Here is a 23,303-nt window from a genome sequence, read left to right on the forward strand (position 1 = left end):
AAAACTTTATTTTATGCTTGGACTGCCAACGGAAACCGAGGACGATATGAAAGATATCGCACATCTGGCAGATAAGATTGCAAGACGCTATTACGAAATCCCGAAAGACCAGAGAAACGGCAAGTGCCAGATCACGGTCAGCACTTCTTTCTTTGTTCCAAAACCATTTACCCCGTTCCAGTGGGTTCCGATGAACAACCGGGACGAATTTCTCGGAAAAGCCAAGATTGTAAATCAGGAAGTCAAAGACCAGCTGAATCGCAAGAGCATCAAGTACAACTGGCATGAAGCAGATGTCACCGTACTCGAAGGTATTCTGGCAAGAGGTGACCGCCGCCTGGCTCCTGCCATCCTGCGAGCATACGAAAAGGGAGCACTCTACGATGCCTGGGGTGAAAATTTCAAATACAGCCGCTGGAGTGAAGCTTTTGATGAATTTCATCTTGATCCGGCTTTTTATACCGAGCGTGAGCGTTCCTACGAAGAAATCCTTCCATGGGATTTCATCAGGATCGGCGTTACCAAGAAATTTTTATGGAAAGAATGGGAACGTGCCCAGAAAGAAGAAGTAACGAAAAACTGTCGTGCCGGCTGTTCCGGATGCGGAGCAAGTGTATTTGGAGGAGGTGTATGTTATGAAGGTAAGAATTAAATTCCGCAAACAGGGTGTCATGAAATTCATCGGTCATCTGGATGTGATGCGTTATTTTCAGAAAGCAATCCGCAGGGCAGACATTGACATCGCCTACACAGAAGGATTCAGCCCGCATATGATCTTATCCTTTGCAGCACCGCTCGGTGTCGGACTGACCAGCAACGGTGAGTATGCCGACATCATGCTGAAGACACCGATCTCATCTGCCGAGGCAGTCAGACGCCTGAACGATGTGATGGTCGAAGGCATGGAGATCGTAAGTTTCCGTGAAATTCCGGATGAAAAGGCAAGCAATGCCATGTCTTTAGTTGCAGAGGCGGACTATACTGTAATATTTCGTGAAGGGATGGAGCCGCCTGCCGGATGGGAAGAAAAGCTTCTGGCATTTTATGAAAAACCTTCCATTCTTGTGACAAAAAAAACAAAGAAAAGCGAACGTGAAATGGATCTGAAGCCGCTGATTTATGCACTTTCTGTCTCTGACGGAAAAATTTTCATGACACTCTCCACCGGAAGTACCGACAACATCAAACCGGAGCTTGTCATGGAAGCATTCTGCCGGGAAATCGGTTATGATCTGCCTGCTTTTGCACTTCTTATCAACCGGGAAGAGGTCTACGCAGAAGGGCATATTTCACTGGAAGATCTGGGAAAAGACATTGGCTGATACACTGATCATCACAAAGAGAGATGAGCAGACCATTTGGATGGCGGCGTTATCCGGCACGCATGCCACAGATCTGCGTATTGCTTCTGCATCCGATGAAAGCACATCGCTTGTCGGAAACATTTATATCGGAAAAGTACGCAAAGTCCAGAAAAACATTGATGCAGCATTTATTGAAATTGCAGACCGACAGCAGTGCTATTTTAATATTGCCGCAAACCCGAATGCCATCTATACAAAAAAAGGCAATTCAAAAAAAATCGCAGAAGGAGATGAACTGCTCGTTCAAGTGATCCGTGATGGCTTAAAGACGAAACTTCCCGCCCTCTCCGGAAACCTCGAACTTCCGGGACAGTATCTTGTGCTGACCGGTAATGACAGTCGCATCGGTATCTCCGGCAAACTTTCACAGAGCACAAAAGAACGCCTGAAAGAATGGATGAAACCATTTGCACGCGAAAAATATGGCTTTATCGTGCGTACAAACGCCGGCGAAGCTTCCAGAGAAGAGATTGAAGCGGAAGCGAAAAAACTGGAAGAACAGTATCTGCATCTTTTAAAAACGGCACCTTATCGGACCTGTTTTTCTGCTTTAAAAACGTCAGAACCGGTCTGGATCGAGATGCTCCGCAATACTTACACTGCAGATCTGACCTCAATCATCACAGACGATACTCAGATTTATAACTCTCTGGAACATTATCTGAAAGAAAACGATCTGCAGAATCTTTCCAAACTCCGTCTGTATCAGGATGATCTGCTTCCGCTCTACAAGCTCTGCCGCCTGGAACGAGAGATCGATCTGGCGACCTCCAGACAGGTCTGGCTGAAAAGCGGTGGTTATCTGGTGATCGATCCGACGGAAGCACTGACCGTCATTGATGTCAATACCGGTAAATATTCCGGTAAAAAACTGCGGCGTGAAACATTAAAAACAATCAATCTGGAAGCGGCGAAAGAAGCAGCAAGACAGATCCGCCTTCGGAACCTTTCCGGTATCATTCTGATCGATTTCATCAATATGGAAAACAAAGAAGATCAGAAGGAACTGCTTGCATTTCTGGAAAGCCGGCTGTTTGCCGATCCTGTCAAAACAAGACTGATCGATATGACAAAGCTGGAGCTTGTGGAGATCACCCGGAAAAAAGTCCATAAAACTTTAAAAGAGCAGATTGCAGCACTGGAAAGCGAAAAGGAGTCTCTTTCACAGAAAGATTAAAAATAATGAAATATTTTGCAAAAAACAGTTGACGTAAATTCTAAGGCATGCTATCATGTAGCAGATGCCGCATAAAGAGGTTTAAATGTCATGCCGCAAGGCAGACTACCATATTTAGCGAGTAATGATAATAGGAGGTGCCATATGTACGCAATTATTGCAACAGGTGGTAAACAGTACAAAGTAGCTGAGGGCGATATCATTAACGTAGAAAAGCTTGGTGCAGAAGCTGGTGAAACAGTAACTTTCGAAAATGTTCTTGCAGTTAGCAATGACGGACTGAAAGTTGGTGCAGATGTAGCTGGTGCAACAGTAACTGCTAGCGTTGTTAAGAATGCAAAAGCAAGAAAAGTTATTGTTTACAAGTACAAGAGAAAGACCGGATATCATAAAAAGAACGGTCACAGACAGCAGTACACTCAGGTTAAGATTGAAAAAATTAACGGTTAATCCATATGATTACAGTTACAATCCATAGATCAAATGACAGTTATGCTGGTTTTAAAGTAGTCGGACATGCCGGTTATGCTGAGGAAGGTTATGATATTATCTGTGCGGCGGTATCCGTACTTGTTGTAAATGCTGTAAATTCGATTGAGACTTTTACAGACGATAAGTTTGCTGCCCGTGAAGATCACGGTATCGTAGAACTGATTCTGGAAGGCAGTGTATCCGATAAAACCACACTTCTGCTTGATTCTATGATTCTTGGTTTGAGAGATATTCAGACACAATACGGTAATGAATTTATACGATTGAAAATCGAGGAGGTGTAGACCATGTTGAAGATGAACCTTCAGGTATTCGCTCATAAAAAAGGTGTTGGTTCTACAAAGAACGGACGTGACTCCGAGTCTAAAAGACTGGGTGCAAAAAGAGCTGACGGACAGTTTGTAAAGGCTGGTAACATTCTTTACAGACAGCGTGGAACAAAGATTCACCCGGGCGTTAATGTTGGACGCGGCGGCGACGATACCTTGTTTGCTTTAGTAGACGGTGTTGTACGTTTTGAGAGAAAAGGCCGTGACAAAAAGCAGGTTTCAATTGTTCCTGTAGAGGCAAAATAATAAGTGGAACATGTGGCTTCAAATCGTTTACGGTTTGAAGCCATTTTTGATATAAAGGAGTATATATGTTTGCAGACAGAGCAAAAATATTTATCCGTTCCGGTAAAGGCGGAGACGGACACGTAAGTTTCCGAAGAGAACTTTTCGTGCCGAACGGCGGTCCGGACGGTGGTGACGGCGGCAAAGGCGGAGATATCATTTTCGAAGTCGATGAAGGACTTAATACCCTGAACGACTACCGGCACAAGGCAAAATACTGTGCTCAGCCGGGAGAAGAAGGCGGTAAAAAACGTTGTCACGGAAAAAATGGTACAGATCTCATTCTGAAAGTTCCGGAAGGAACCCTGATCAAAGATGCAGAATCCGGAAAAGTGATCGCTGACATGTCCGGTGACAACAAACGTCAGATTGTATTAAAAGGTGGACGTGGCGGCAAAGGAAACATGAACTATGCAACGGCTACCATGCAGGTTCCGAAATATGCCCAGCCCGGACAGAGTGCCAAAGAACTCTGGGTACAGCTCGAATTAAAAGTGATCGCAGATGTCGGTCTGGTCGGTTTCCCGAATGTCGGAAAATCAACCTTCCTGTCCCGTGTGACAAATGCAAGACCTAAGATCGCAAATTACCATTTCACAACCTTGAATCCAAATCTTGGCGTTGTAGATCTGGATGGCGGAAAAGGCTTTGTGATCGCGGATATCCCGGGACTGATCGAAGGAGCTTCGGAAGGTGTCGGACTTGGACATGAATTTTTACGCCACATCGAACGTACAAAGGTCATCATCCATGTCGTGGATGCAGCTTCTACAGAAGGCCGTGATCCGGTGGATGATATTTACAAGATCAATGAAGAACTCAAAGCCTATAATCCGAGAATGGCAACTCTGCCGCAGGTGATCGCTGCCAATAAAACCGATGTGATCTATTCTGAGGACGAGGATCCGGTTGAACGCATCCGTGCAGAATTTGAGCCTCAGGGCATGAAAGTATTTTCCATTTCCGCAGTAAGCGGCAAGGGATTAAAGGAACTTTTATACTATGTGCGTGAACTGCTGGATGCACTGCCAAAAGAAGCGGTTGTATTTGAGCAGGAATACGATCCGAACGAGTATAATCCAAATGACAACCTTCCTTATACCGTTGAGAAGTCAGAAGAAGAGGAAAACACTTACGTGGTAGAAGGTCCAAAGATTGAACGTATGCTTGGTTATACGAATCTGGATTCCGAAAAAGGCTTCCAGTTCTTCCAGAACTTCCTCAAAACAACCGGCATTCTCGACGAACTGGAAGCTGCCGGAATTCAGGAGGGCGATACCGTCCGTATGTACGGCCTGAAATTTGATTACTATAAATAAAGATTTGATATGATAAGCGAGGAATATAATTATGACAAGTAAGCAGCGTGCTTATTTAAAAAGTCTGGCTATGACCATGGATCCGATCTTCCAGATCGGCAAGGGAAGCCTGACACCAGAAAACACCAGTGCGATTGCTGAAGCACTGGCAGTACGTGAACTGATCAAGATCAATGTACTGCAAAACTGCATGGACGATCCGAAGGAACTTGCGAGAACCCTGGCAGAACGCACCCATTCACAGGTTGTACAGGTTATCGGCAAAAAAATCGTTCTTTATAAAGAAGGAAAAGACGACAAGAAAAAAATCGAACTTCCACGTTGAGGGGAGGCATTTTCTTGAAGAAAGAAAAAGCAAGAAAAATTGGGATCATGGGAGGAACCTTTGATCCCATCCACATCGGGCATCTGATCCTCGGCGAAAATGCCTGGCATCAGTTTGGGCTGGAGAAAGTACTTTTTATGCCTTCTGCCAATCCGCCTCACAAGCCAAACCGTATCGGCCGTGCAGATATTCAGGAACGTGTTGATATGGTTCGCGATGCCATTGCAGACAATCCGCATTTTGAACTTTCTCTGGAAGAAGCCTTTCGGGAAGATTACTGTTATACAAGCGAAACTTTGCAGGAAATGACTGTAAAGCATCCGGATACGGAATACTATTTTATTATGGGAGCCGATTCTCTGTTTGCATTTGAAACCTGGCATGAGCCGCAGAAAATCTGTCAGAACTGTGTGATCGTTGCGGCGGTACGAGATCATGTATCGGCAGAACATTTTAAAGAACAGATAGAATATCTCACTCAAAAATATCAGGTGGATATCCGGATCCTTTCCACACCAAATATCGACGTTTCTTCGCACGAGATCCGGGAATGGATCCGAAAAGCGAATACTTCCCTGAAATATTATGTACCGGATAAAGTCATTTCGTATATTAAAGAAAAAAATCTGTATAGTGAGTGTAAAGAATGACAAATAGATATGATCTGATAAAAATACAGGAAAAACTGCAGAAGAAATTAACACCGGATCGCTATCAGCATACGCTTGGAGTCATGTATACCTGTGCAGCCCTGGCTATGTGCCACGGCTGTAATCTGGAGCGTGCGATGGTTGCCGGACTTTTGCACGACTGTGCAAAATGTATACCAAACGATAAAAAGATAAGCATCTGCGAAAAAAATAACATTGCTATCACAGAAGCAGAACGGAAAAATCCTTCGCTGCTTCATGCAAAAGCCGGTGTATTTCTTGCAAAATCCAAATATGACATTGAAGATGAGGATATTCTGGATGCGATTCGATATCATACAACCGGAAATGTCGATATGACACTTCTCCAGAAGATTACTTATCTTGCCGATTATATAGAACCATGGCGAAACAAAGCAACCAATCTGCCTGCGATACGTGAAGCTGCATTTCAGGATCTTGACAAGGCATTGTATATGGTACTTCATGATACACTTCAGTATCTTGAAACAATCCATGCCGAAGTCGATTCGACAACACAGCAGGCATATGAATTTTACAGACAACTGCAGGAAGAAAAACAGGATTGAGTGAGTTAAAGCTCAGAAAGGAGTACCCACATATGGAATCAAGAGAACTTGCAAAACAGATTTGTGAAGCTCTGGCTGATAAAAAAGGAGAAGATATTAAGATCCTTAATATCTCAGAAGTTACTGTACTTGCTGATTACTTCATCATCGCAAGCGGCTCAAACAGAAATCAGGTCCAGGCTATGGCAGATAATGTAGAAGAAACACTTGGAAAGCTTGGTCATGAGCCAAAACAGATCGAGGGCTATCAGAGCGGCAACTGGATCCTGATGGATTATCAGGATGTCATTGTCCATATCTTTGATAATGAAAACCGTCTGTTCTACGATTTGGAACGTATCTGGCGTGACGGCAAAAGCCTGACGGTGGAAGAACTGTAAAAATTATAAAGGTATAGAGTAGTAAGAGATTAAAACAATATGCTTTTTATTCTCAATATTATAAAGAATAATCATGCTCAGGGCGAGAATACCAAAGAAAGTATTTTCGCCCTGTTTTGTTTACAGTTATTTATTTCGAGTCGAATGCACGTAAAGCCTCGCATGCGATTCTCTCAGAGCATTTATATTAATCTAAGATTACGTTTAAGAAAAGAAACGAAATACTCCAATTACTTTTCCAAGAATATGAACGTCTTTCTCCTCGACAACAATCGGATCCATGGTATCGTTTTCCGGCTGAAGACGAATATGACCATTCTCGTGATAAAATGTTTTTACCGTCGCAGAATCATCAATCAAAGCTGCAACCATCTCGCCGTTTTCTGCGGTATCCTGCTGTTTGACAAGAATATGATCCCCTGAGAGCACACCGGCATTGATCATACTTTCTCCTTTTACCTCCAGTAAAAATGTCTGTGCATTCGGGAGGTATTCGGAAGGGATCGGGAAATAAGATTCAATATTCTCCACTGCCAGAAGCGGAGAACCGGCTGCGATCTTACCGACAATCGGGACATTCACCATTTCTTTTCTTAATAGCTGGAAACTGTCATCCAGAATCTCAATCGCTCTCGGCTTGGTCGGATCACGTCTGATATATCCCTTTCTTTCCAGAGACTCCAGGTGGGAATGCACAGACGAAGTAGATTTTAAATGAACTGCCTCGCAGATCTCACGCACTGCAGGCGGAAATCCTCGCTTTAAAATTTCTGATTTTATGTATTCTAATATTTCTTTCTGTTTTGCTGTAATAGTACCATCTGCCATATCTATCCTCCAATCTGTCTGAATATGCGACAGGACTTCAATTCCACTGTTTTTGTAAACGGTTAAGTACCTTCGCCAAATCATCACTGTTTTCTTTTCTTTTATCATAACACAGGACTTTAAAAAAAGCAAACAAATATTCTCGAAAATATGTTCGTTTTTATATTGACAAACGTACGTTCCCGTAATATAATGATGTTAATCAAGAACAAACGTTCCTTGTTTTCAAAAACGATTGCTCTATGTTCAGACAGAAGATCACACGACAGACAAACCACGAAAAGGAGAGAGACTATGACAGAAAAAAGTATGATTATGAATCGAAAAAGGAACCGGAAACAGTGTATGGTAAAAAGATATTCCTGCCTGTTTACAGCAATCTTAATAACCTTTCTGATCCTTGCTGTATCTTTAAGTATCTGTTTTACGGTAAATGCAGATCAGGAAAAGCCTAAAAGACATGCTTACAAGTATTACACAGACATCGTGATCCAGAAGGGGGAAAGCCTGTGGGATATCGCCAATGAGCATATGACAGAGGAATATGATTCTCCGAAAACCTATATCAAAGAAGTAAAAAGCATCAATTCCCTTACCGATGTCGATAAGATCTATGCCGGGCAGCGTATTGTCATTCCATATTATTCTACTGAATTAAAATAGCAGCTTTTTACTCATGCAAAACCATATTTTTTGTGTTATACTGTAACGAGAATTTTTGATCTTAATAATATGAACAAAATAAGATGAAAGGAAAATTTAACTATGAGACAGGAAAAATTCAAGATGGAACGTCCAAATCTGGTACAGATTGGAGATCATGTTGAAATAACTGAAATTCAGACGAATATGAATTTTAGTTACATTATAGAACCGGCTGTAGCGATGTCTGGATGTTTTAAAAATGCAAACCGCATCAAAGCACGTGAAGGTGTGATCGTCAACATTGAGCATACACCAAGAGGATTTATGGTAACCGCAGAATTTGAAGAATAAATAAAAGTGGAAGGCAATTCCTGAACAGTATAAATAGTAATACAAGAAGAAATGGAATAAATAATAAATAATAGAAAATAAATAACCGAAGAAATACATTTTATTATAGAAAACAGCGTAAATCAATATAAAAGGACGATTACGGTGCTTTTCTATAAAATTTGGTTAATCTATTTGAAAAACTTGTGTTTGTCGTATAGATTAAAGCCGCTTCTTTTAGCACATTTCATTCGATTTATTTGTGTTTTTGCTTCAAAATATTTTTATCATTATTATTTATTTTTATGTATTCATTTATTTTTTAATGCTAACCACTCTGCACACTGCTGTTATCTCGAAGCATATAATTTTTACAGAAAGAAGGATTCCCTGTGGCTGCTAACATAACTTATCACGAACAAACCGACATGGACAATATCCGCAAACTTCGTGAAGTTTTGAAAACTTTACCTGCTTTTGCAAAGGATTATTTTCGTGCCATTGAACCTACAACTTCCACAAAAACCCGCATTTCTTATGCCTATGATATCCGGATTTTTTTCCAGTTTCTGATATCTCAGAATCCGTCTCTTGCAAAAATCGGGATTCCGAACTTAAACGTTTCCGTACTGGATCAGTTAAAACCGATCGATATTGAAGAATATATGGAATATCTGAAGCTCTATGACAGTCCGAATGACCAGACGACAATCACAAACGGGGAACGTGGATTAAAGCGAAAAATTTCTTCTCTTCGAAGCTTTTATACTTACTATTATAAAAGACAGGCAATCGAGACCAATCCGGTCCAGCTGGTCGATATGCCAAAGATCCATGACAAAGCCATTATCCGCCTCGACGCCGGTGAAACGGCTGCACTGCTGGATTATATTGAACACTGCGGTGATCAGCTCACCGGTCAGCGAAAAGCTTATTACGAAAAAACAAAACTGCGTGATCTTGCCATTGTCACTCTCCTGCTTGGTACCGGTATCCGTGTATCTGAATGTGTCGGACTGGATGTGGAAGACATTGACTTCCGTAACAACGGTATTCGCCTCATACGCAAAGGCGGTTCTGAGATGGTAGTCTATTTTGGCCCTGAAGTGGAAAAAGCTTTAAAAGACTATTTAGAGTCACGTAAAGCGATTTCCCCACTGGAAGGACACGAGCACGCTCTCTTCTACTCTACCCAGCGAAAACGTATCGGCGTTCAGGCGGTGGAAAATCTGGTCAAAAAGTATGCCCGTGCCATCACAACTACAAAAAAAATCACACCACACAAATTGAGAAGTACTTATGGTACCACTTTATATCAGGAAACAGGAGACATTTATCTGGTTGCCGATGTGCTCGGGCACAAAGATGTGAACACCACCAAAAAGCATTATGCTGCCATGGATGATGCCAGAAGAAGAAAAGCTGCCACTGCAATCCGCCTTCGTGAAGACTAATACTTGTGGACGCAAGAGGCGATAATGTAGTATCAAATATAAAAATCTCCGTTGTCTTTTATGTGGGTCTAGCAAACCACATAAAAGACAACGGAGGTATCCATGGATAATCAAGGTTTAGCAAATTGCTGAATAGTTACTGTTTTTTTAACCGGTTACTGTAATTCTATCAGTCCAGTTTCTTTCCGGTCAGCATTTCATATCCCTGCAGATATTTTTCAATCGTTTTGTCTACGATCTCCTGCGGAAGTGTCCAGTCATTGTCTGGATTTTCTTTTAACCAGTCACGTGCAAACTGTTTATCAAAAGACGGCTGTCCATGTCCTGGTTCATATCCTTCGGCAGGCCAGAAACGTGAGCTGTCCGGTGTCAGCATTTCATCACCAATTGTAATATTTCCGTTCTCATCCAGTCCAAATTCAAATTTCGTATCTGCGATGATAATTCCTTTTTCCAGAGCATAAGCTGCACATTTCTTATACAATGTGATCGTATAATCACGAAGTTTCTCTGCATATTCTTTTCCTTTTCCAGGATAATATTTCTCCAGGTGCTCTACACTCTGTTCAAAAGAGATGTTTTCATCGTGATCTCCAATCTCAGCCTTTGTGGACGGTGTATAGATTGGTTCAGGCAGTTTATCAGACTCTTTCAGACCTTCCGGAAGCTCAATGCCACATACTTTTCCTGTTTTTTTGTAGCTTTCCCAGCCGCTTCCTGTAATATAACCACGTACAATACATTCCAGTGGAAGCATATCAAGTTTACGGCACATCATGCTGTTTCCATCAAACTGATCCTGCTGAAAATATTCCGGCATATCTTTTACGTCTGTAGATATCATATGATTTGGCAAAATATCTTCTGTCATTTCAAACCAGAATTTAGACATCTGTGTAAGAACCGTTCCTTTTTTTGTAACTACGTTGTTCAAGATTACATCAAAACAACTGATACGATCTGTAGCTACCATGATCAGACTGTCACCATTGTCATAAATCTCGCGTACTTTACCTTCTTTTATCGGTTTCATTTCCTGCATAATCCATACCTCGCCATATTCTTATTGTATTTACAAATAATTCCGGTACAAACGTACCACCTTTTACCCCTGATTGTCAAGAGTCAAATTTCTTCTTTTCCATTCTTTTCGCTCTTAATCATAGTATTTTCCTTCTTTTTTACCTTCGTATTTGAACTTTTAGTTCTTTTTATTTACACTTTTAGTTCATGTATAGATATTCTTTTTATCGTTAAAATAGAAAAGATAATGTAATTATCCTGCTGATCACAATAATGGACAATACAGCAGAAAACAATCGCAGGTTATCTGCTATTTTTTACAAAGGGGATTAGAGGTATGTTAGATTTGTATACTATGGGCGAACGTATCCGTCAAGCACGTGAGGATATGGGCTATACAAGAGAAACTTTTTCTGAAATGGCGAATATAACACCTCGTTTCTGTTATGATATTGAATCCGGAAAGAAGGGCGTATCCATTGATACTCTGAAAAACATCTGTGAGGCACTGAATCTTTCTGCTGATCATTTGCTTGACCTGAAGCCACTGGATACAGATGCTTATGATTATACGATTTTTCACGTTTTGATGGAGCAGTGTCCGAATTCTTATCGCGATGGTCTTTACCGGGTTATGTCCGCATATGTCCAGTCTGTTTCAGAAGCATTGAAAAAAGAAGGTTCCTGATACGTTTTTCTTCGTATCATGAAATCTTCTTTTTCTTTCTGCTTTTCTTGTGTTTTTTATTTTTGACAAATCCAGTCTGATCTACATCAGTTCTTTTGAATCCACAATCACCGTGAATGGTCCGTCATTCAGCAGTTCTACTTTCATATCTGCTCCAAAGCTTCCCGTCTCAACAACCGGTATCTGCTTTTTACATTCTGCAATGATATACTCATACAATGCATTCGCCTCTTCCGGATTCTTTGCCTCAATAAAACTTGGGCGATTTCCTTTTTTACAGTTTGCATAAAGCGTAAACTGAGAAATGAGCAAAAGCTCACCATCCACATCTTTTAAAGCCAGATTGGTCTTTCCATCCTGATCTTCAAAGATACGAAGGCCGCACATTTTCCGCACCAGAAGATCTGCTTCTTTTTTTCCGTCTTCTGCTCCGATACCAATCAGTACCAGAAAACCCTTGTTGATCTTTCCGATAACAGCTCCATCTACGGAAACACTTGCTCTGGAAACTCTCTGTATAACAAACTTCATATGTATTTTATCCTTTTATTTTTTCTTTTAATGCAACAAAGTCTTTGATAAGCTGAACCGTTCCGTCAATACCGCATACTCCACTGTCTATGCACATATTGTAACTGGAACCGTCTCCCCACTTTTTATCCGAATAGTAGTTGTAGTAGCTGGCACGCTTTTTATCAGTTTTTAGAATCTGATCACGTGCTTTTGCTTCTGTCAATGCATATTTTGATGCTATACGCTTGATACGTTTATCCATATCGGCATGCACAAAAATGCTGATGCAGTTATCAAAATCTGCCAGTGCATAGTCCGCACAACGGCCGATCATAACACAGGGACCTTCCTTTGCAATCTGTTTGATTGCATTGAACTGAGCCAGAAAAACCTTATAATTTAAAGGCATTTCGGTATATCCGGATGCTGCCCCGTTCATGGAATATGTATCCATTACAAGGGAATATAGAAAACTGTTCGTCGGCCTTTCATCGTGATGCTCAAACAATTCCTGGCAGATTCCGCTCTCTTTTGCAGCACGGTCGAGAAGTTCCTTATCATAACATTTTATTCCAAGTTCTTTTGCCAGTTTCTGGCCAATCTCATGTCCGCCGCTTCCATACTGTCGTCCGATCGTAATAATTGATTTACATGTCATATAGAACCACCCTTTCTTTCTGGCAGATAAAATCTGCCGTATTTCTTCTCCTTATAAGAGTGATTATACATCATTGAGTAGACAATTTACAAGCATTTTTTAAATCTTACAAACAATTTCTGCATTTTCTGTACTTTATGGAAGTTTATGAAGCAACTCCTCAAAATATGCCGGCAACGGAGCTGAAAACTCCATATATCCTCCGGTAGACGGATGAATAAACCCGATGGTCATCGCATGAAGTGTCTGTCCTTGCAGTTTATAAGGTGATTTTGCCGGACCGTATACCGAATCTCCGAGAAGCGGATGCTGTAGAGAAGCCATATGAACACGAATCTGATGTGTACGGCCGGTTTCCAGCTCACATTCAATATACGTGAACTGTCGGAAACGTTTTAATACCTTAAAATGCGTCACCGCCCGTTTTCCATTCTGCTCATTGATCGCCATCTTCTTTCGATCGGTGGGATTTCTTCCGATCGGTGCATCGATCACACCGGAATCTTCTTTAATCACACCATGTACAATGGCACGGTAACATCTATGGATAGAATGTTCTTTTAATTGTGCTGCAATCACTTTGTGTGCCATATCCGTTTTGCAGACAATCAAAGAGCCTGTGGTATCCATATCAATTCGATGCACAATACCGGGACGCAATACCCCATTGATTCCGGAAAGACTGTCCTTACAATGATACATCAGTGCATTGACCAGTGTTCCGCTGTAATGACCATGAGCCGGATGTACCACCATGCCTTTCGGCTTGTTTACCACAAGGAGATCCTGATCTTCATACAGAATATCCAGCGGAATGTTTTCCGGAACAATATCCGGCTTCTGGGCATCCGGGATTGTAAGTGCGATTTCTTCTTCTCCGGTAATGCGGTAACTCGCCTTGATCGGCGTGTTCTGAATCTGTATCTGATCGTCCTTGAAAAGTTTCTGAAAGAAGCTCCTTGAATACTGCGGAAGCTGAACTGCCAGATATTTATCTGCACGCTCACCAATCGATTCTTCTTCCGGTAATAATATCAGTTCCTGCATAGTTTCTCCTGCAATCTGATTTACGCTTTTTCTGATCCGTGCAGTTTCAGAAAATGAAAATCATCATCCTTATAAATTGTCAGTATCAATATAAACAATACAACCATAGCGACCGTCACATAGATATCTGCAACATTGAAGATTGGAAAATCAATCAGCGAAAAATACAGAAAATCAATGACATAGCCGTTAAGCAACCGGTCGATCATATTTCCTATCGCACCTGCCGCAATAAAAACAGCCAGCACTGCAAGCGGACGGTAATGTGCTTCCTTCGGAAAACGGATGAAGCACCATAAAAGTACTGCGAGCACAAAAATAACAATCAGTATAAAGAACCATCTCTGATTTTGCAGTGCTCCAAAAGCCGCTCCTCTGTTTTCAAGATACTGCAGTTCAAAAACACCCGGAATCAGCGAAAATGCTTCTTTTCCTTTTAAACATTTTACCGCAGCAAATTTTGTGACCTGGTCTATAAGAACAAGCAGAAACAGCGAGACAACTGCAACAATAGTCCGATATCCTTTTTTCATAATCTTAACCTTTCTCTGCTACAGAAGCGTAATATTTTCAAGATATTTTACCGCATCTTCCATCTCCTGATCGGTAACACTTCTGTCAATACAGGCATCTCCAATACTGTTTAACAAAATAAATTTTACTTTTCCGGCTTCCATTTTTTTATCAGAACGTGTTGTTTCCACAACCTCTTCCGGTGTCACTCCTTCAACAGATACCGGAAGACCAAAAGCGATATTCGCTTCTTTGATTGCAGTCAGCTCTGCTTCTGTTATCTGTCCACGCCTCATGGAAAGATAGGAAGCCGCCAGACTTCCAAGTGCTACACATTGTCCATGCATCAAAGAGAAGTTTTTTAACTTTTCAATGGCATGTCCAAGTGTATGTCCAAAATTCAAAAGTGCACGATCTCCCTTTTCTGTCGGATCTTTCTCTACTACATCACGTTTGATCTCACAGCTTCTGGAGATCATTTCTTCCAGAACTTCCAAACTGCGTTCCATTATTTCCTGTCTGTGACAGATTGTCCACTCATAATATCCCTGATCTTTGATCAGGCCATGTTTTAAGATTTCTCCCATGCCACAGGCAAACTGTTCGTCTGTCAGCGTCTTCAGGGCAGACAGATTCATATACACCAGTTTTGGCTGATGAAAGGCTCCGACCATATTTTTATAACAGTTAAAGTCCACGCCTGTCTTACCGCCAATGCTGCTGTCCACCTGTGAGAGCAGTGTTGTCGGAATTTGAACAAAATCAACGCCTCGAAGATAAGTCGCTGCAGTGAAACCGGCCAGATCCCCAACAACGCCTCCTCCAAGAGCAACCAGCATATCTTTTCGTTCAAAATGATGCAGGATCAGATGCTCATACAAATCCTGCACAGTATTGAGATTTTTGTTTTCTTCTCCTGCCCGAAAAACAAAGCGGGTAACTTCCTTTGCACAGGATGCAAGAATTTCTTCTACCTGATCTCCGTAATATTGATCCACGGTAGAATCGGTAACAATACATAACCTTCGGTTTTCCGGCTTACAAACCTTCAAACGCTCTGCAAGCATCCCAAAATCTTTTTCAAGATAAATTTCATAGGCAAAAATCCCATCTTTTTTAACCGGTATCTGTGTGCGGTATTTTGTAGTATCCATTGTTTTTACCTCCTGTTCCATTCATCGAATACATGCGGAATCCGATTTTCCAGAATCGCTGAGCTGTTTAAACATATTTTTCAAGTTTTACAAGGTAACGTCCCTTTTTGGTCTGTGAAAGCATACCTTCGTATACAAATCTTCCCATACCTCTGGCTGATATCAGATCATTCTCTTTTACATGATATCCATTTGAAGTAATGCATTTTCCATTTACAAAAACGCGGCCATCTTCAATCATTCCGACCAGACTGCTTCTGGAAGTTTTCCATGCCAGGGCAAGCAGAGTATCCAGACGTACAGAAGCAACCGTTCCTTCTATTTTTTCCGTACGCAGTGGGATTTCTTTTCTTTCTCCCTCAAACACCTGACATAAAACCGTTGTATGCCGGATCCGTGTCAGGTTATCACACAGAAAATCTGCTATTTTCTGCATACAGAAAAGATAGGCACATTCCTCGTCAATCAGGATATCACCGGTAACCGAACGGTCTATGCCCAGATTCAAGATGGCTCCAAGATAATCTCTGTGTGAAAGTTTCTCTGCAAATTTCAGATTCAGGGGCCTAATCTGAAGACATACGATTGGAAATGGTATAGCATCTTCATCTGAATCGCCCTTTTGCGAAAAATCATAACGAAAATAAAGAGCATCAGGGATAAACGCTGCCAACTGACGCTCTGCTTTTGCATAACCGCCGAAAAGTTTCCATCGAACAAATGGAATCTTTCCGACCGTGCTGTGAAAAATATTTAATTCATTCAGATTCATAAAATCTGTATAAGTGATGATTCCTCTTCGATCTGCCAGATTTGCCAGATCCAGGATACGCTGCCTTGTGCGTTCCTCCATCTTATCCATTTACTTTCTCCTAAAACTTGTTTCCAAGAGACGGCATATCAACACCATTCAAAATTTCCTGAAAATCTCCGGAAACTTCCACACCGGATGGCGTAATGATAAAAATAAAATTGCTGACTTTCTGAAGATTACCGTCGATTGCATAGCAGGAACCAGATGAAAAATCAATGATTCTCTGTGCAATATCAACATCAAGACCTTCCATATTCAGTACAACTGTGCAATTTGCAAGCAGTGTATCGGTAATCTCTCTTGTGTCTTCCATAGAACGCGGTTTGATTACACATACTTCCATTCCGGCAACGGATTTTTTTGTCGTACGCATCTGAGAAATCTTACCGGAGTTGCTGGTCTTTGCAGATGATGTACTGTACGGACGAGGAGAAGAAGTGCTTCCGGATTTCTGGAAAGATTTTGCCTTGCTCTTTTCTTTTCCGGAAGGCACTTTCTCATCCATATCCAGATCACCTAAATCGTCTTCTTCATTCTGCTTTTTGAAGAATCTCTTTTTTGGAGCTTCTTCTTCGAAATCATCCATTTCGTCATCCAGAAAGTCATCGTCATCAAATCCATCATTGTCATTCAGTTTCATGGCATTTAAGAATCTATCTAATACTCCCATTTTGTTCTCCTATCTGCTTTTATCACAAATTGTAATTGCGTTCTCCGAAGATACCTGTTCCGACTCGAACCATGGTAGCACCTTCCTCGATTGCAACCTCATAATCTCCGGTCATACCCATACTGAGATCACGCATATTAACATTATCTATGTTTTTGGCTGATATGTCAACTGATAATTCTCTTAATTTTGCAAAATATTTGCGATTATCCTCGGCGTTTTCTACAAAAGGTGCAATCGTCATCAGTCCTTCTACAGAAATATGCTCCATTTTGGCAATGTTTTCGATGAAATCTGCACATTCTTCTACACGAACACCAAACTTACTCTCTTCTGATGCAACATTTACTTCCACCAGAACCGGCATCACAATTCCTTTTTTCTCCGCTTCCTGGTCTATCGCCTCTGCCAGTCGGACAGAATCCACGGAATGAATCAGAGCTGCACGCCCTACCACATATTTTACTTTATTTCTCTGTAAATGACCGATCATATGCCATTTGATATCTTTTTCCATTTCTTCGTATTTGTCACGCAGCTCCTGCGGCTTGTTTTCTCCAAATCTGCGAATTCCTTCCGCATAGGCCTCTTCGATCATCGACACCGGTTTTGTTTTGCTGACGGCGATCAACTGTACCTCACTGCGGTCTCTTCCGCTTCTCTTACAAGCTTCACAGATACGTCTCTCTACTTCCTGCAAATTTTCTTTTATCATGTTTCTTATACCTCCACTATCTTTTTCTCTGTAAACAGGATCATAACAGCTGATCGTCGGAAACCGTATCCGCATCCAGTGCAATATGATCGTACTGTGCCAGTCCAAACGTATCGTCATCTGCCACAATACAGTATTCCTCGTTCTCTGCGATCACAGTCACTTCACGGAAAACAGCATAACCTTTGTTGATATTATAGACTCCCTGAAGGGATGCAGTCTCTTCGATTCGATACTTGTTGCTGGAATTCTTCCGAACGATATAATCGCCCTCTGAAAATTCATTGATATCCACATAGTAGTTATCATCCACTTTTTCGTAAACCGTTGTTGTTTTATATTTTTGTTCTGATTTTCCACTGTTTGTATAGGTTTCCACCAGAACTGTAACCTCATTGCTGTCATCGTTATTGGAAATCACATATTCCTGCGGAATAATATAGAAATTCCGCTGTTCGATTGCAGTTTTTGGTATTTTCAATCCACTCTTCTTATTTAAAAGTAATTCAATATCCAGAAAGCGATCCGATGCAAAACGCACAACAGAATGATCCATATCCAGCTTTGCAAAATAGGTATTCTTGTTCTGAACAACCGACACTGTAGCATCTGCCGTTGTACCATCTTTCAGAAAACGGATCGTAACAGAGCTCTGATCCGTCAGTTCGGAAACAATTTTATTGTCAATTGGCAGAATCAGAGACCAGTTATCCTCTGTCACCAGTTTATATAACGGATCTCCACTTTTGGCTGTTCCGTTCAGACGAAGATTTTCTTTGTGATATGCCTTCATAGAAAACATATCAGTTGTCACATCTTCCGCCTTTACATCTTCAAAGCCATCCACCGAATAAACCACAATACCAGGTCCATCCGTTCGACATACATTGAACAAACTGCCTTCGTCTGCATTTCCGTAAACATCTTCTGTATAGAGATCTAAAACGGCACTTTCTACATCCGCCTTCATATCATATGCTTTCTGAAAGTTCTGACCTGAAAAAGCAGACGCATATCCGGCAGCCGCAGCACACAGTTTTTTTGCATCTGCGGCAGATAGTGTTCCGCTTTCGGAAGTATCTGTAGTTTGCAATGCATCCTCTTTTTCATCTGTACTTTCAGCCGTTGTTTCTGTCTCAGCGGAACTTTCTGTTGTACTTTCAGACAATTCCGTACTTTCTGTGAGCGATGCTGACTCTGTAGTCTGTGATGATGCCGATGTCCGTTCTGTTCTTGTTGTTCCGTTTTCGTTGATAGAACAGATCACACCATTTTTACCGATTTCTGTTCCTTCTCTTGCATAGTAAGTAACAGCTCCGGATTCCGGTGCTTCTACAACTGTTTCTGATTTCAGTGCGAGTGCTGTATATTTATAATTTCCGGACAGACTGCCTTTTTTTACTTCATATGGTGCAATGTGCGTCGAAGTCAGATACATGACGATACAGACCATCATATAAACAAATACAATTCCAAACAGCAGTGTACCAATATTTATGCCAATATATTTTTTATACTTTACAATCTTCTTACTATTCTTTTTTGCAATCAACCAATACGCCTCCTTATTTTCATCTTAGCTGAGAAATTTTTGAACAGATATCATTCTACCACGTTCTTGTTTCAGAAACAATGGAATAAATATTTAATTTCAGGAAAAAATAGAGATAAACGATGAAAGGAGTTAAAATATATGAATGTAAAAGGACTGGACTATACTTGTCTTACACTTTCTATTATCGGAGCGATCAACTGGGGACTGATCGGCATTTTCCGCTTTGACCTGGTCGCTTTCCTCTTTGGAGACATGAGCTGGCTCTCTAGGATCATTTATACACTGGTCGGTCTGTCAGGATTGTATCTGATCAGTACTTACGGACGCATCTGCCAGGTTGATGATGCCAGATAAAGATTTTCAGTGTAAATATTTTACAGAACCCTTTCCTCTGAATTAGAAAGGCAGGACGGAAAACCGTCCTGCCTGCAAAGATTGCTTGCTGCATCCATAGAAAATCAAAGCTTTTCGCTTATAAAGATACAATGACTTTTGATTTTGCATTTTCCGGAAGATCATCTGCATCCAGAGAAATACTTAAAACAAAAGTTATATTATATTTCTCGCCCAGCTCATCCAGTTTATCGATGGTCTCTGTGATATCTGCATCTTCCAGTTTGGCAATTTTCAGAAAGCTGTCCAGATACATCTGCTCCAGATCGTGATCCTGTGAAATAATGCCACAGATAAATCCGATAAATCCATCACTGCTTGACAAACCAAATTCTGAAGTATCGATCAGACGAACTTTGTTGTTCAGCTCGTACATATGTTTAGAACTCTTATCGAGATAAACAATATTTCCGTGCACTTCTTTTACTTCTGCATTTACTTTGTCCAACAGATGTTTTGTTTTTCCTTTACCCTTTTTGCCTGCAATGATCTGTATCATTATAATCTCCTCCTTTAGTCCGGCGACCTAAATATTATATGTTGATTATAGTGTATATTTAGAAAAATTACAACCTTTAATTGTTAATTTTAGACAATAATTTATTCATTTCGGCATATAATGTTTCTTTATCACCTGCATTAAGGATAATTGAGACATGAGAATCCCCATATTTATCTTTTGCGAGCAGACAGAGGCAGCTTCCGGCCTCATCCGTAGTACCTGTCTTACCGCCGATCACCTCTACATCCTGAGGCGGAGTTGCCTCTCCGATGTGATAATAGTTCGTTGACTGCCACATGATACCATACTTGTCATTATCGCGGATAAAGATACTATAGTATTCAGATGAACCGATAATTTCCTGAAAGGCATCATACTTTAATGCTTCCTGAAACATCAAATAAATATCATATGCCGTTGTATAATGATTTTCGTCATGAAGACCATGCGGATTGGCAAAATGTGTCCCGGTTGCTCCAAGAGATGCCGCCTCTTCGTTCATCATGTTAACAAAATTGTCAACGGTACCGCCGACATAGACAGCTAAAGACATGGCAGCATCGTTTCCGGAATTCAAAAGCAGACCGTATAAAAGCTGCTCAACGGTAAGCTGATCTCCCGGCTCGATCATACAGACAGAGGATCCGCTTTCAATATCCTGACATTCCTCTCCAACTGTTACGGTTTCATCCAAGCTGCAGTTTTTCAAAGTCACAAGAGCCGTCATGACTTTTGTGATACTTGCCGGATACATCTTGTTAAAAATATTCTGTGCATAGTCTACTTCCCCGGATGCCAGATCAAAAGAACCAGCTGCTCCTGAGGTAAGATTTAAGGAAGAATCGTCTTCTGTTCCATCCGGTACACACAGATTTTCAGAAAAAGCAGCCGCTCTGTTGGCATTGAACTGAACTTTCTCTATCCCAAAAACCGCATTGCTTTTGTCGTAAAGATTGGAAAGGTGAATCTCTCTGTTTTTGATCACTGTTACTACGGAAACGGAGCCGAGAACAAGTGCTATCACGATAAGAAACGAAATGCCAACCTTCATCAGGCTGATCTTATGTTCTTTTTTCGGCGGCTGTACCGGTGTGCGACGATTGCGTTCCCGTCTTGTATTTTTTCCTGTTGATTCCATTATTTGTACATCTCCCGCCATTCAAGATCTCCTCGGTCGAGGGATTTTATCAGCAGTTCTGCTGTTGCCAGATTGGTGGCAAGTGGGATATTATGCATGTCACAGAGTCGAAAGATATTCTTCGTATCCGGCTCATGTGGTTTTGCTCCCATCGGGTTTCTCAGAAAAATCATAAGGTCAATCTGATTATTCTCAATCTGGGCTCCCATCTGGTGTTCTCCCCCCAGATGTCCGGCAAGAAATTTGTGGACGTTCAAATTGGTAACCTCCTCCACAAGTCTTCCTGTCGTTCCTGTTGCATATAATTCATTTTTACATAATATTCCTCTGTAGGCAATGCAGAAATTCTGCATCAGCTTCTTTTTGGAATCATGTGCAATAAGTCCTATATTCATAAATCAGACCTCCTTTGTATCTTCTCCATTTTAATATTTTCGTACCTGCAGTCCTATATTCAGAACCATGCCAATCCCAATGTAAAGACTGATCAGTGATGTCAGTCCGTAACTTACAAATGGCAGCGGCAGTCCGGTGTTCGGCATCAGGCCGGTCGCAACGCATATATTGATAAAACTCTGAAATGCAATCAAAGCCGCCATGCCGCAGCATATCAGCGTCCCAGAAACATCCCTTGCATTTTTCCCGACCATAATACACTCCAGTGCGATCAGAAATTCCAGTGCAACGATCAGACAGCAGCCTAAAAATCCAAGCTCTTCTCCTGCAACTGCAAAAATAAAGTCTGTCTGCGGTTCTGCGATAAAATTACCGTTCTTTACAGAATTGACATCACTGTTGTTCAGCCCTTTGCCATAAAGCTGGCCGGAACCAATTGCAATTTTAGAGTTTGTCTGCTGATAAGAAATGTCAGGATATTTTTCAGGCTGAAGCCACCCCATAATTCGATCGTGCTGATACCCCTTCAGAATCTTCTGATCCGGCTGTGTCACAAGCATCGCTCCGATGACTACAAGCGGTATGCATATCAGTATCATACCACCGATTATTTTAGAACTCAAGCCTGCAATAAAATATATTGTGCAGAAAATCAGAAGCACAACGATACTGGTAGACAAATCCGGCTGTTTATAAATAAGGAACCATGGGATCGCCACCAGTCCGACAGCTTTTAAAATAGTCTGCGGTTTATTGAGATCCTCTTCATGCTTCATGAAAAAACGAGTAAAAAAGATGATTACCACAATCTTCATGATATCAGATGGCTGAAAGCTAAAACCGCCAAAGTCAATCCAACGCTTTGCACCGTTTACCTCTGTTCCGAAGAAACGTACTGCGATCAGAAGCACCAGACCGCCAATATAGTAGATCCAGTAAAAATTGCTGATCCACAAATAATCCATCAAAGACACCATGATCATAAAAACAATTCCGACGCCCATACCGATCATCTGTTTCATCTGATAACTGCTATTCGCACTGCCGATCACCATGATACCGATTACTGACAGGATCAAAACCCAAAGAACCAGTCTGAATTTATAATCTTTCAATTTGTATTGTCTTAACATCTTTAACCCCTTGCTTTACTTCTCTTTTGATATCCATGCGGATACTGACATCCGCATTTTCAATATTCAGGTACTTTTCGATCACTTTTCTTATGTCACGTTTCAGATATTTTACCGTATCTTCCGGGCAGTCCAGGCGATCCATATAAAGAATGGAAGCCATCCTCTGTCTGGCAAGTACAGCAGATCTCTGTGGAAAACAGAAAAGAAATCGTTTCAATCT

The 23,303-nt window shown here is 41.2% G+C and carries 31 protein-coding genes and 1 pseudogene; 16 read left to right on the forward strand and 16 right to left on the reverse strand.

The genetic code is table 11. The annotated features are described in order from the left end of the window. The 11 genes and pseudogenes from ACLTL4_RS01240 to rsfS form a co-directional block, all read left to right on the forward strand. Positions 1–652 (forward strand): annotated as a pseudogene (locus tag ACLTL4_RS01240) (B12-binding domain-containing radical SAM protein); the annotation flags it as partial. Then, on the forward strand, positions 636–1,322 hold the full coding sequence (locus ACLTL4_RS01245) for a TIGR03936 family radical SAM-associated protein (protein ID WP_022119746.1): 687 nt from the start codon (positions 636–638) through the stop codon (positions 1,320–1,322). The pseudogene ACLTL4_RS01240 and the gene ACLTL4_RS01245, both read left to right, overlap by 17 nt. Beyond that, positions 1,315–2,541 (forward strand): ribonuclease E/G, encoded by a 1,227-nt coding sequence (locus tag ACLTL4_RS01250; protein ID WP_412291087.1) that lies wholly within the window; start codon positions 1,315–1,317, stop codon positions 2,539–2,541. The genes ACLTL4_RS01245 and ACLTL4_RS01250 overlap by 8 nt, the downstream gene beginning before the upstream one ends. Before the next feature lie 144 nt (positions 2,542–2,685). Beyond that, positions 2,686–2,991, forward strand: coding sequence for a 50S ribosomal protein L21 (rplU, locus tag ACLTL4_RS01255; RefSeq protein ID WP_022119748.1), 306 nt, complete (start codon positions 2,686–2,688; stop codon positions 2,989–2,991). A 5-nt stretch (positions 2,992–2,996) separates the two neighbouring features. After that, entirely contained in the window at positions 2,997–3,317 is a 321-nt protein-coding gene (locus ACLTL4_RS01260) for a ribosomal-processing cysteine protease Prp (protein ID WP_022119749.1), read from the forward strand. A gap of 3 nt (positions 3,318–3,320) precedes the next feature. Then, positions 3,321–3,608 carry a 50S ribosomal protein L27 gene (gene rpmA / locus ACLTL4_RS01265; RefSeq protein WP_022119750.1) on the forward strand — a complete coding sequence of 96 codons (288 nt, stop codon included), beginning with the start codon at positions 3,321–3,323 and terminating at the stop codon, positions 3,606–3,608. Between the two features lie 65 nt (positions 3,609–3,673). Beyond that, on the forward strand, positions 3,674–4,966 hold the full coding sequence (gene obgE, locus ACLTL4_RS01270) for a GTPase ObgE (RefSeq protein WP_022119751.1): 1,293 nt from the start codon (positions 3,674–3,676) through the stop codon (positions 4,964–4,966). A gap of 31 nt (positions 4,967–4,997) precedes the next feature. Continuing rightward, positions 4,998–5,291: a ribosome assembly RNA-binding protein YhbY gene (gene yhbY, locus ACLTL4_RS01275; RefSeq protein ID WP_022119752.1), complete on the forward strand. Its 294-nt coding sequence runs from the start codon at positions 4,998–5,000 to the stop codon at positions 5,289–5,291. Positions 5,292–5,305: 14 nt separating this feature from the next. Next, positions 5,306–5,941, forward strand: a complete 636-nt coding sequence (gene nadD / locus ACLTL4_RS01280; protein ID WP_412291086.1) for a nicotinate-nucleotide adenylyltransferase — start codon at positions 5,306–5,308, stop codon at positions 5,939–5,941. Beyond that, positions 5,938–6,531, forward strand: coding sequence for a bis(5'-nucleosyl)-tetraphosphatase (symmetrical) YqeK (gene yqeK, locus ACLTL4_RS01285; RefSeq protein ID WP_022119754.1), 594 nt, complete (start codon positions 5,938–5,940; stop codon positions 6,529–6,531). The genes nadD and yqeK overlap by 4 nt, the downstream gene beginning before the upstream one ends. Before the next feature lie 32 nt (positions 6,532–6,563). After that, positions 6,564–6,911 (forward strand): ribosome silencing factor, encoded by a 348-nt coding sequence (rsfS, locus tag ACLTL4_RS01290; RefSeq protein WP_022119755.1) that lies wholly within the window; start codon positions 6,564–6,566, stop codon positions 6,909–6,911. A 204-nt stretch (positions 6,912–7,115) separates the two neighbouring features. On the opposite strand, the gene lexA is transcribed toward rsfS, so the two are convergent. After that, positions 7,116–7,739: a transcriptional repressor LexA gene (gene lexA / locus ACLTL4_RS01295; RefSeq protein WP_022119756.1), complete on the reverse strand. Its 624-nt coding sequence runs from the start codon at positions 7,737–7,739 to the stop codon at positions 7,116–7,118. 294 nt (positions 7,740–8,033) lie between these two features. Here lexA and ACLTL4_RS01300 point away from each other — a divergent pair, with 294 nt between their 5' ends. From ACLTL4_RS01300 to ACLTL4_RS01310, 3 genes are all read left to right on the forward strand, one after another. Beyond that, the gene (locus ACLTL4_RS01300; RefSeq protein ID WP_022119757.1) at positions 8,034–8,402 is read left to right on the forward strand and encodes a LysM peptidoglycan-binding domain-containing protein; all 369 of its coding nucleotides are present in this window, start codon (positions 8,034–8,036) and stop codon (positions 8,400–8,402) included. A 102-nt stretch (positions 8,403–8,504) separates the two neighbouring features. After that, positions 8,505–8,735: a hypothetical protein gene (locus ACLTL4_RS01305; RefSeq protein ID WP_022119758.1), complete on the forward strand. Its 231-nt coding sequence runs from the start codon at positions 8,505–8,507 to the stop codon at positions 8,733–8,735. Between the two features lie 371 nt (positions 8,736–9,106). Continuing rightward, the gene (locus ACLTL4_RS01310; RefSeq protein ID WP_412291085.1) at positions 9,107–10,168 is read left to right on the forward strand and encodes a tyrosine-type recombinase/integrase; all 1,062 of its coding nucleotides are present in this window, start codon (positions 9,107–9,109) and stop codon (positions 10,166–10,168) included. A 169-nt stretch (positions 10,169–10,337) separates the two neighbouring features. Here ACLTL4_RS01310 and ACLTL4_RS01315 read toward each other — a convergent pair whose 3' ends face one another. Next, positions 10,338–11,210, reverse strand: coding sequence for a phosphoribosylaminoimidazolesuccinocarboxamide synthase (locus ACLTL4_RS01315; protein ID WP_022119760.1), 873 nt, complete (start codon positions 11,208–11,210; stop codon positions 10,338–10,340). A 318-nt stretch (positions 11,211–11,528) separates the two neighbouring features. On the opposite strand from ACLTL4_RS01315, the gene ACLTL4_RS01320 reads away from it, so the two are divergent. After that, positions 11,529–11,879 (forward strand): helix-turn-helix domain-containing protein, encoded by a 351-nt coding sequence (locus ACLTL4_RS01320; protein ID WP_022119761.1) that lies wholly within the window; start codon positions 11,529–11,531, stop codon positions 11,877–11,879. Positions 11,880–11,960: 81 nt separating this feature from the next. On the opposite strand, the gene dtd is transcribed toward ACLTL4_RS01320, so the two are convergent. The 9 genes from dtd to ACLTL4_RS01365 form a co-directional block, all read right to left on the reverse strand. Next, positions 11,961–12,410, reverse strand: a complete 450-nt coding sequence (gene dtd / locus ACLTL4_RS01325) for a D-aminoacyl-tRNA deacylase (protein WP_022119762.1) — start codon at positions 12,408–12,410, stop codon at positions 11,961–11,963. Between the two features lie 7 nt (positions 12,411–12,417). Next, positions 12,418–13,050, reverse strand: coding sequence for an AAA family ATPase (locus tag ACLTL4_RS01330; protein WP_022119763.1), 633 nt, complete (start codon positions 13,048–13,050; stop codon positions 12,418–12,420). Between the two features lie 135 nt (positions 13,051–13,185). Further along, positions 13,186–14,097, reverse strand: a complete 912-nt coding sequence (locus tag ACLTL4_RS01335) for an RluA family pseudouridine synthase (protein WP_022119764.1) — start codon at positions 14,095–14,097, stop codon at positions 13,186–13,188. Between the two features lie 20 nt (positions 14,098–14,117). After that, on the reverse strand, positions 14,118–14,630 hold the full coding sequence (gene lspA, locus ACLTL4_RS01340; RefSeq protein WP_022119765.1) for a signal peptidase II: 513 nt from the start codon (positions 14,628–14,630) through the stop codon (positions 14,118–14,120). An 18-nt stretch (positions 14,631–14,648) separates the two neighbouring features. After that, positions 14,649–15,764: a 3-dehydroquinate synthase gene (gene aroB / locus ACLTL4_RS01345; protein WP_412291084.1), complete on the reverse strand. Its 1,116-nt coding sequence runs from the start codon at positions 15,762–15,764 to the stop codon at positions 14,649–14,651. 67 nt (positions 15,765–15,831) lie between these two features. Then, positions 15,832–16,626 (reverse strand): RNA-binding protein, encoded by a 795-nt coding sequence (locus ACLTL4_RS01350; protein WP_022119767.1) that lies wholly within the window; start codon positions 16,624–16,626, stop codon positions 15,832–15,834. Positions 16,627–16,636: 10 nt separating this feature from the next. After that, entirely contained in the window at positions 16,637–17,248 is a 612-nt protein-coding gene (locus tag ACLTL4_RS01355) for a cell division protein SepF (RefSeq protein ID WP_022119768.1), read from the reverse strand. A 22-nt stretch (positions 17,249–17,270) separates the two neighbouring features. Beyond that, positions 17,271–17,963, reverse strand: a complete 693-nt coding sequence (locus ACLTL4_RS01360; RefSeq protein ID WP_022119769.1) for a YggS family pyridoxal phosphate-dependent enzyme — start codon at positions 17,961–17,963, stop codon at positions 17,271–17,273. 40 nt (positions 17,964–18,003) lie between these two features. Then, a complete protein-coding gene (locus tag ACLTL4_RS01365) occupies positions 18,004–19,515 on the reverse strand; it encodes an HlyD family efflux transporter periplasmic adaptor subunit (protein ID WP_173865612.1) in 1,512 nt (503 codons plus the stop codon). A 141-nt stretch (positions 19,516–19,656) separates the two neighbouring features. Here ACLTL4_RS01365 and ACLTL4_RS01370 point away from each other — a divergent pair, with 141 nt between their 5' ends. Further along, positions 19,657–19,872, forward strand: a complete 216-nt coding sequence (locus ACLTL4_RS01370) for a DUF378 domain-containing protein (protein WP_022119771.1) — start codon at positions 19,657–19,659, stop codon at positions 19,870–19,872. 118 nt (positions 19,873–19,990) lie between these two features. Here ACLTL4_RS01370 and ACLTL4_RS01375 read toward each other — a convergent pair whose 3' ends face one another. The 5 genes from ACLTL4_RS01375 to ACLTL4_RS01395 form a co-directional block, all read right to left on the reverse strand. Next, positions 19,991–20,410 (reverse strand): hypothetical protein, encoded by a 420-nt coding sequence (locus ACLTL4_RS01375; RefSeq protein WP_022119772.1) that lies wholly within the window; start codon positions 20,408–20,410, stop codon positions 19,991–19,993. 76 nt (positions 20,411–20,486) lie between these two features. Next, positions 20,487–21,551 (reverse strand): D-alanyl-D-alanine carboxypeptidase family protein, encoded by a 1,065-nt coding sequence (locus tag ACLTL4_RS01380; RefSeq protein ID WP_252191416.1) that lies wholly within the window; start codon positions 21,549–21,551, stop codon positions 20,487–20,489. Beyond that, entirely contained in the window at positions 21,551–21,946 is a 396-nt protein-coding gene (mgsA, locus tag ACLTL4_RS01385) for a methylglyoxal synthase (RefSeq protein WP_022119774.1), read from the reverse strand. Before mgsA ends, ACLTL4_RS01380 begins: the two co-directional genes overlap by 1 nt. A 30-nt stretch (positions 21,947–21,976) precedes the next feature. After that, positions 21,977–23,080 (reverse strand): FtsW/RodA/SpoVE family cell cycle protein, encoded by a 1,104-nt coding sequence (locus tag ACLTL4_RS01390; protein WP_412291083.1) that lies wholly within the window; start codon positions 23,078–23,080, stop codon positions 21,977–21,979. Beyond that, a complete protein-coding gene (locus ACLTL4_RS01395; protein WP_248834582.1) occupies positions 23,049–23,300 on the reverse strand; it encodes a cell division topological specificity factor MinE in 252 nt (83 codons plus the stop codon). The genes ACLTL4_RS01390 and ACLTL4_RS01395 overlap by 32 nt, the downstream gene beginning before the upstream one ends. Positions 23,301–23,303 lie beyond the last annotated feature (3 nt).

Source organism: Hominisplanchenecus sp. (genome assembly GCF_046967715.1).
GTDB classification, from domain to species: Bacteria; Bacillota; Clostridia; order Lachnospirales; family Lachnospiraceae; genus Hominisplanchenecus; species Hominisplanchenecus faecis.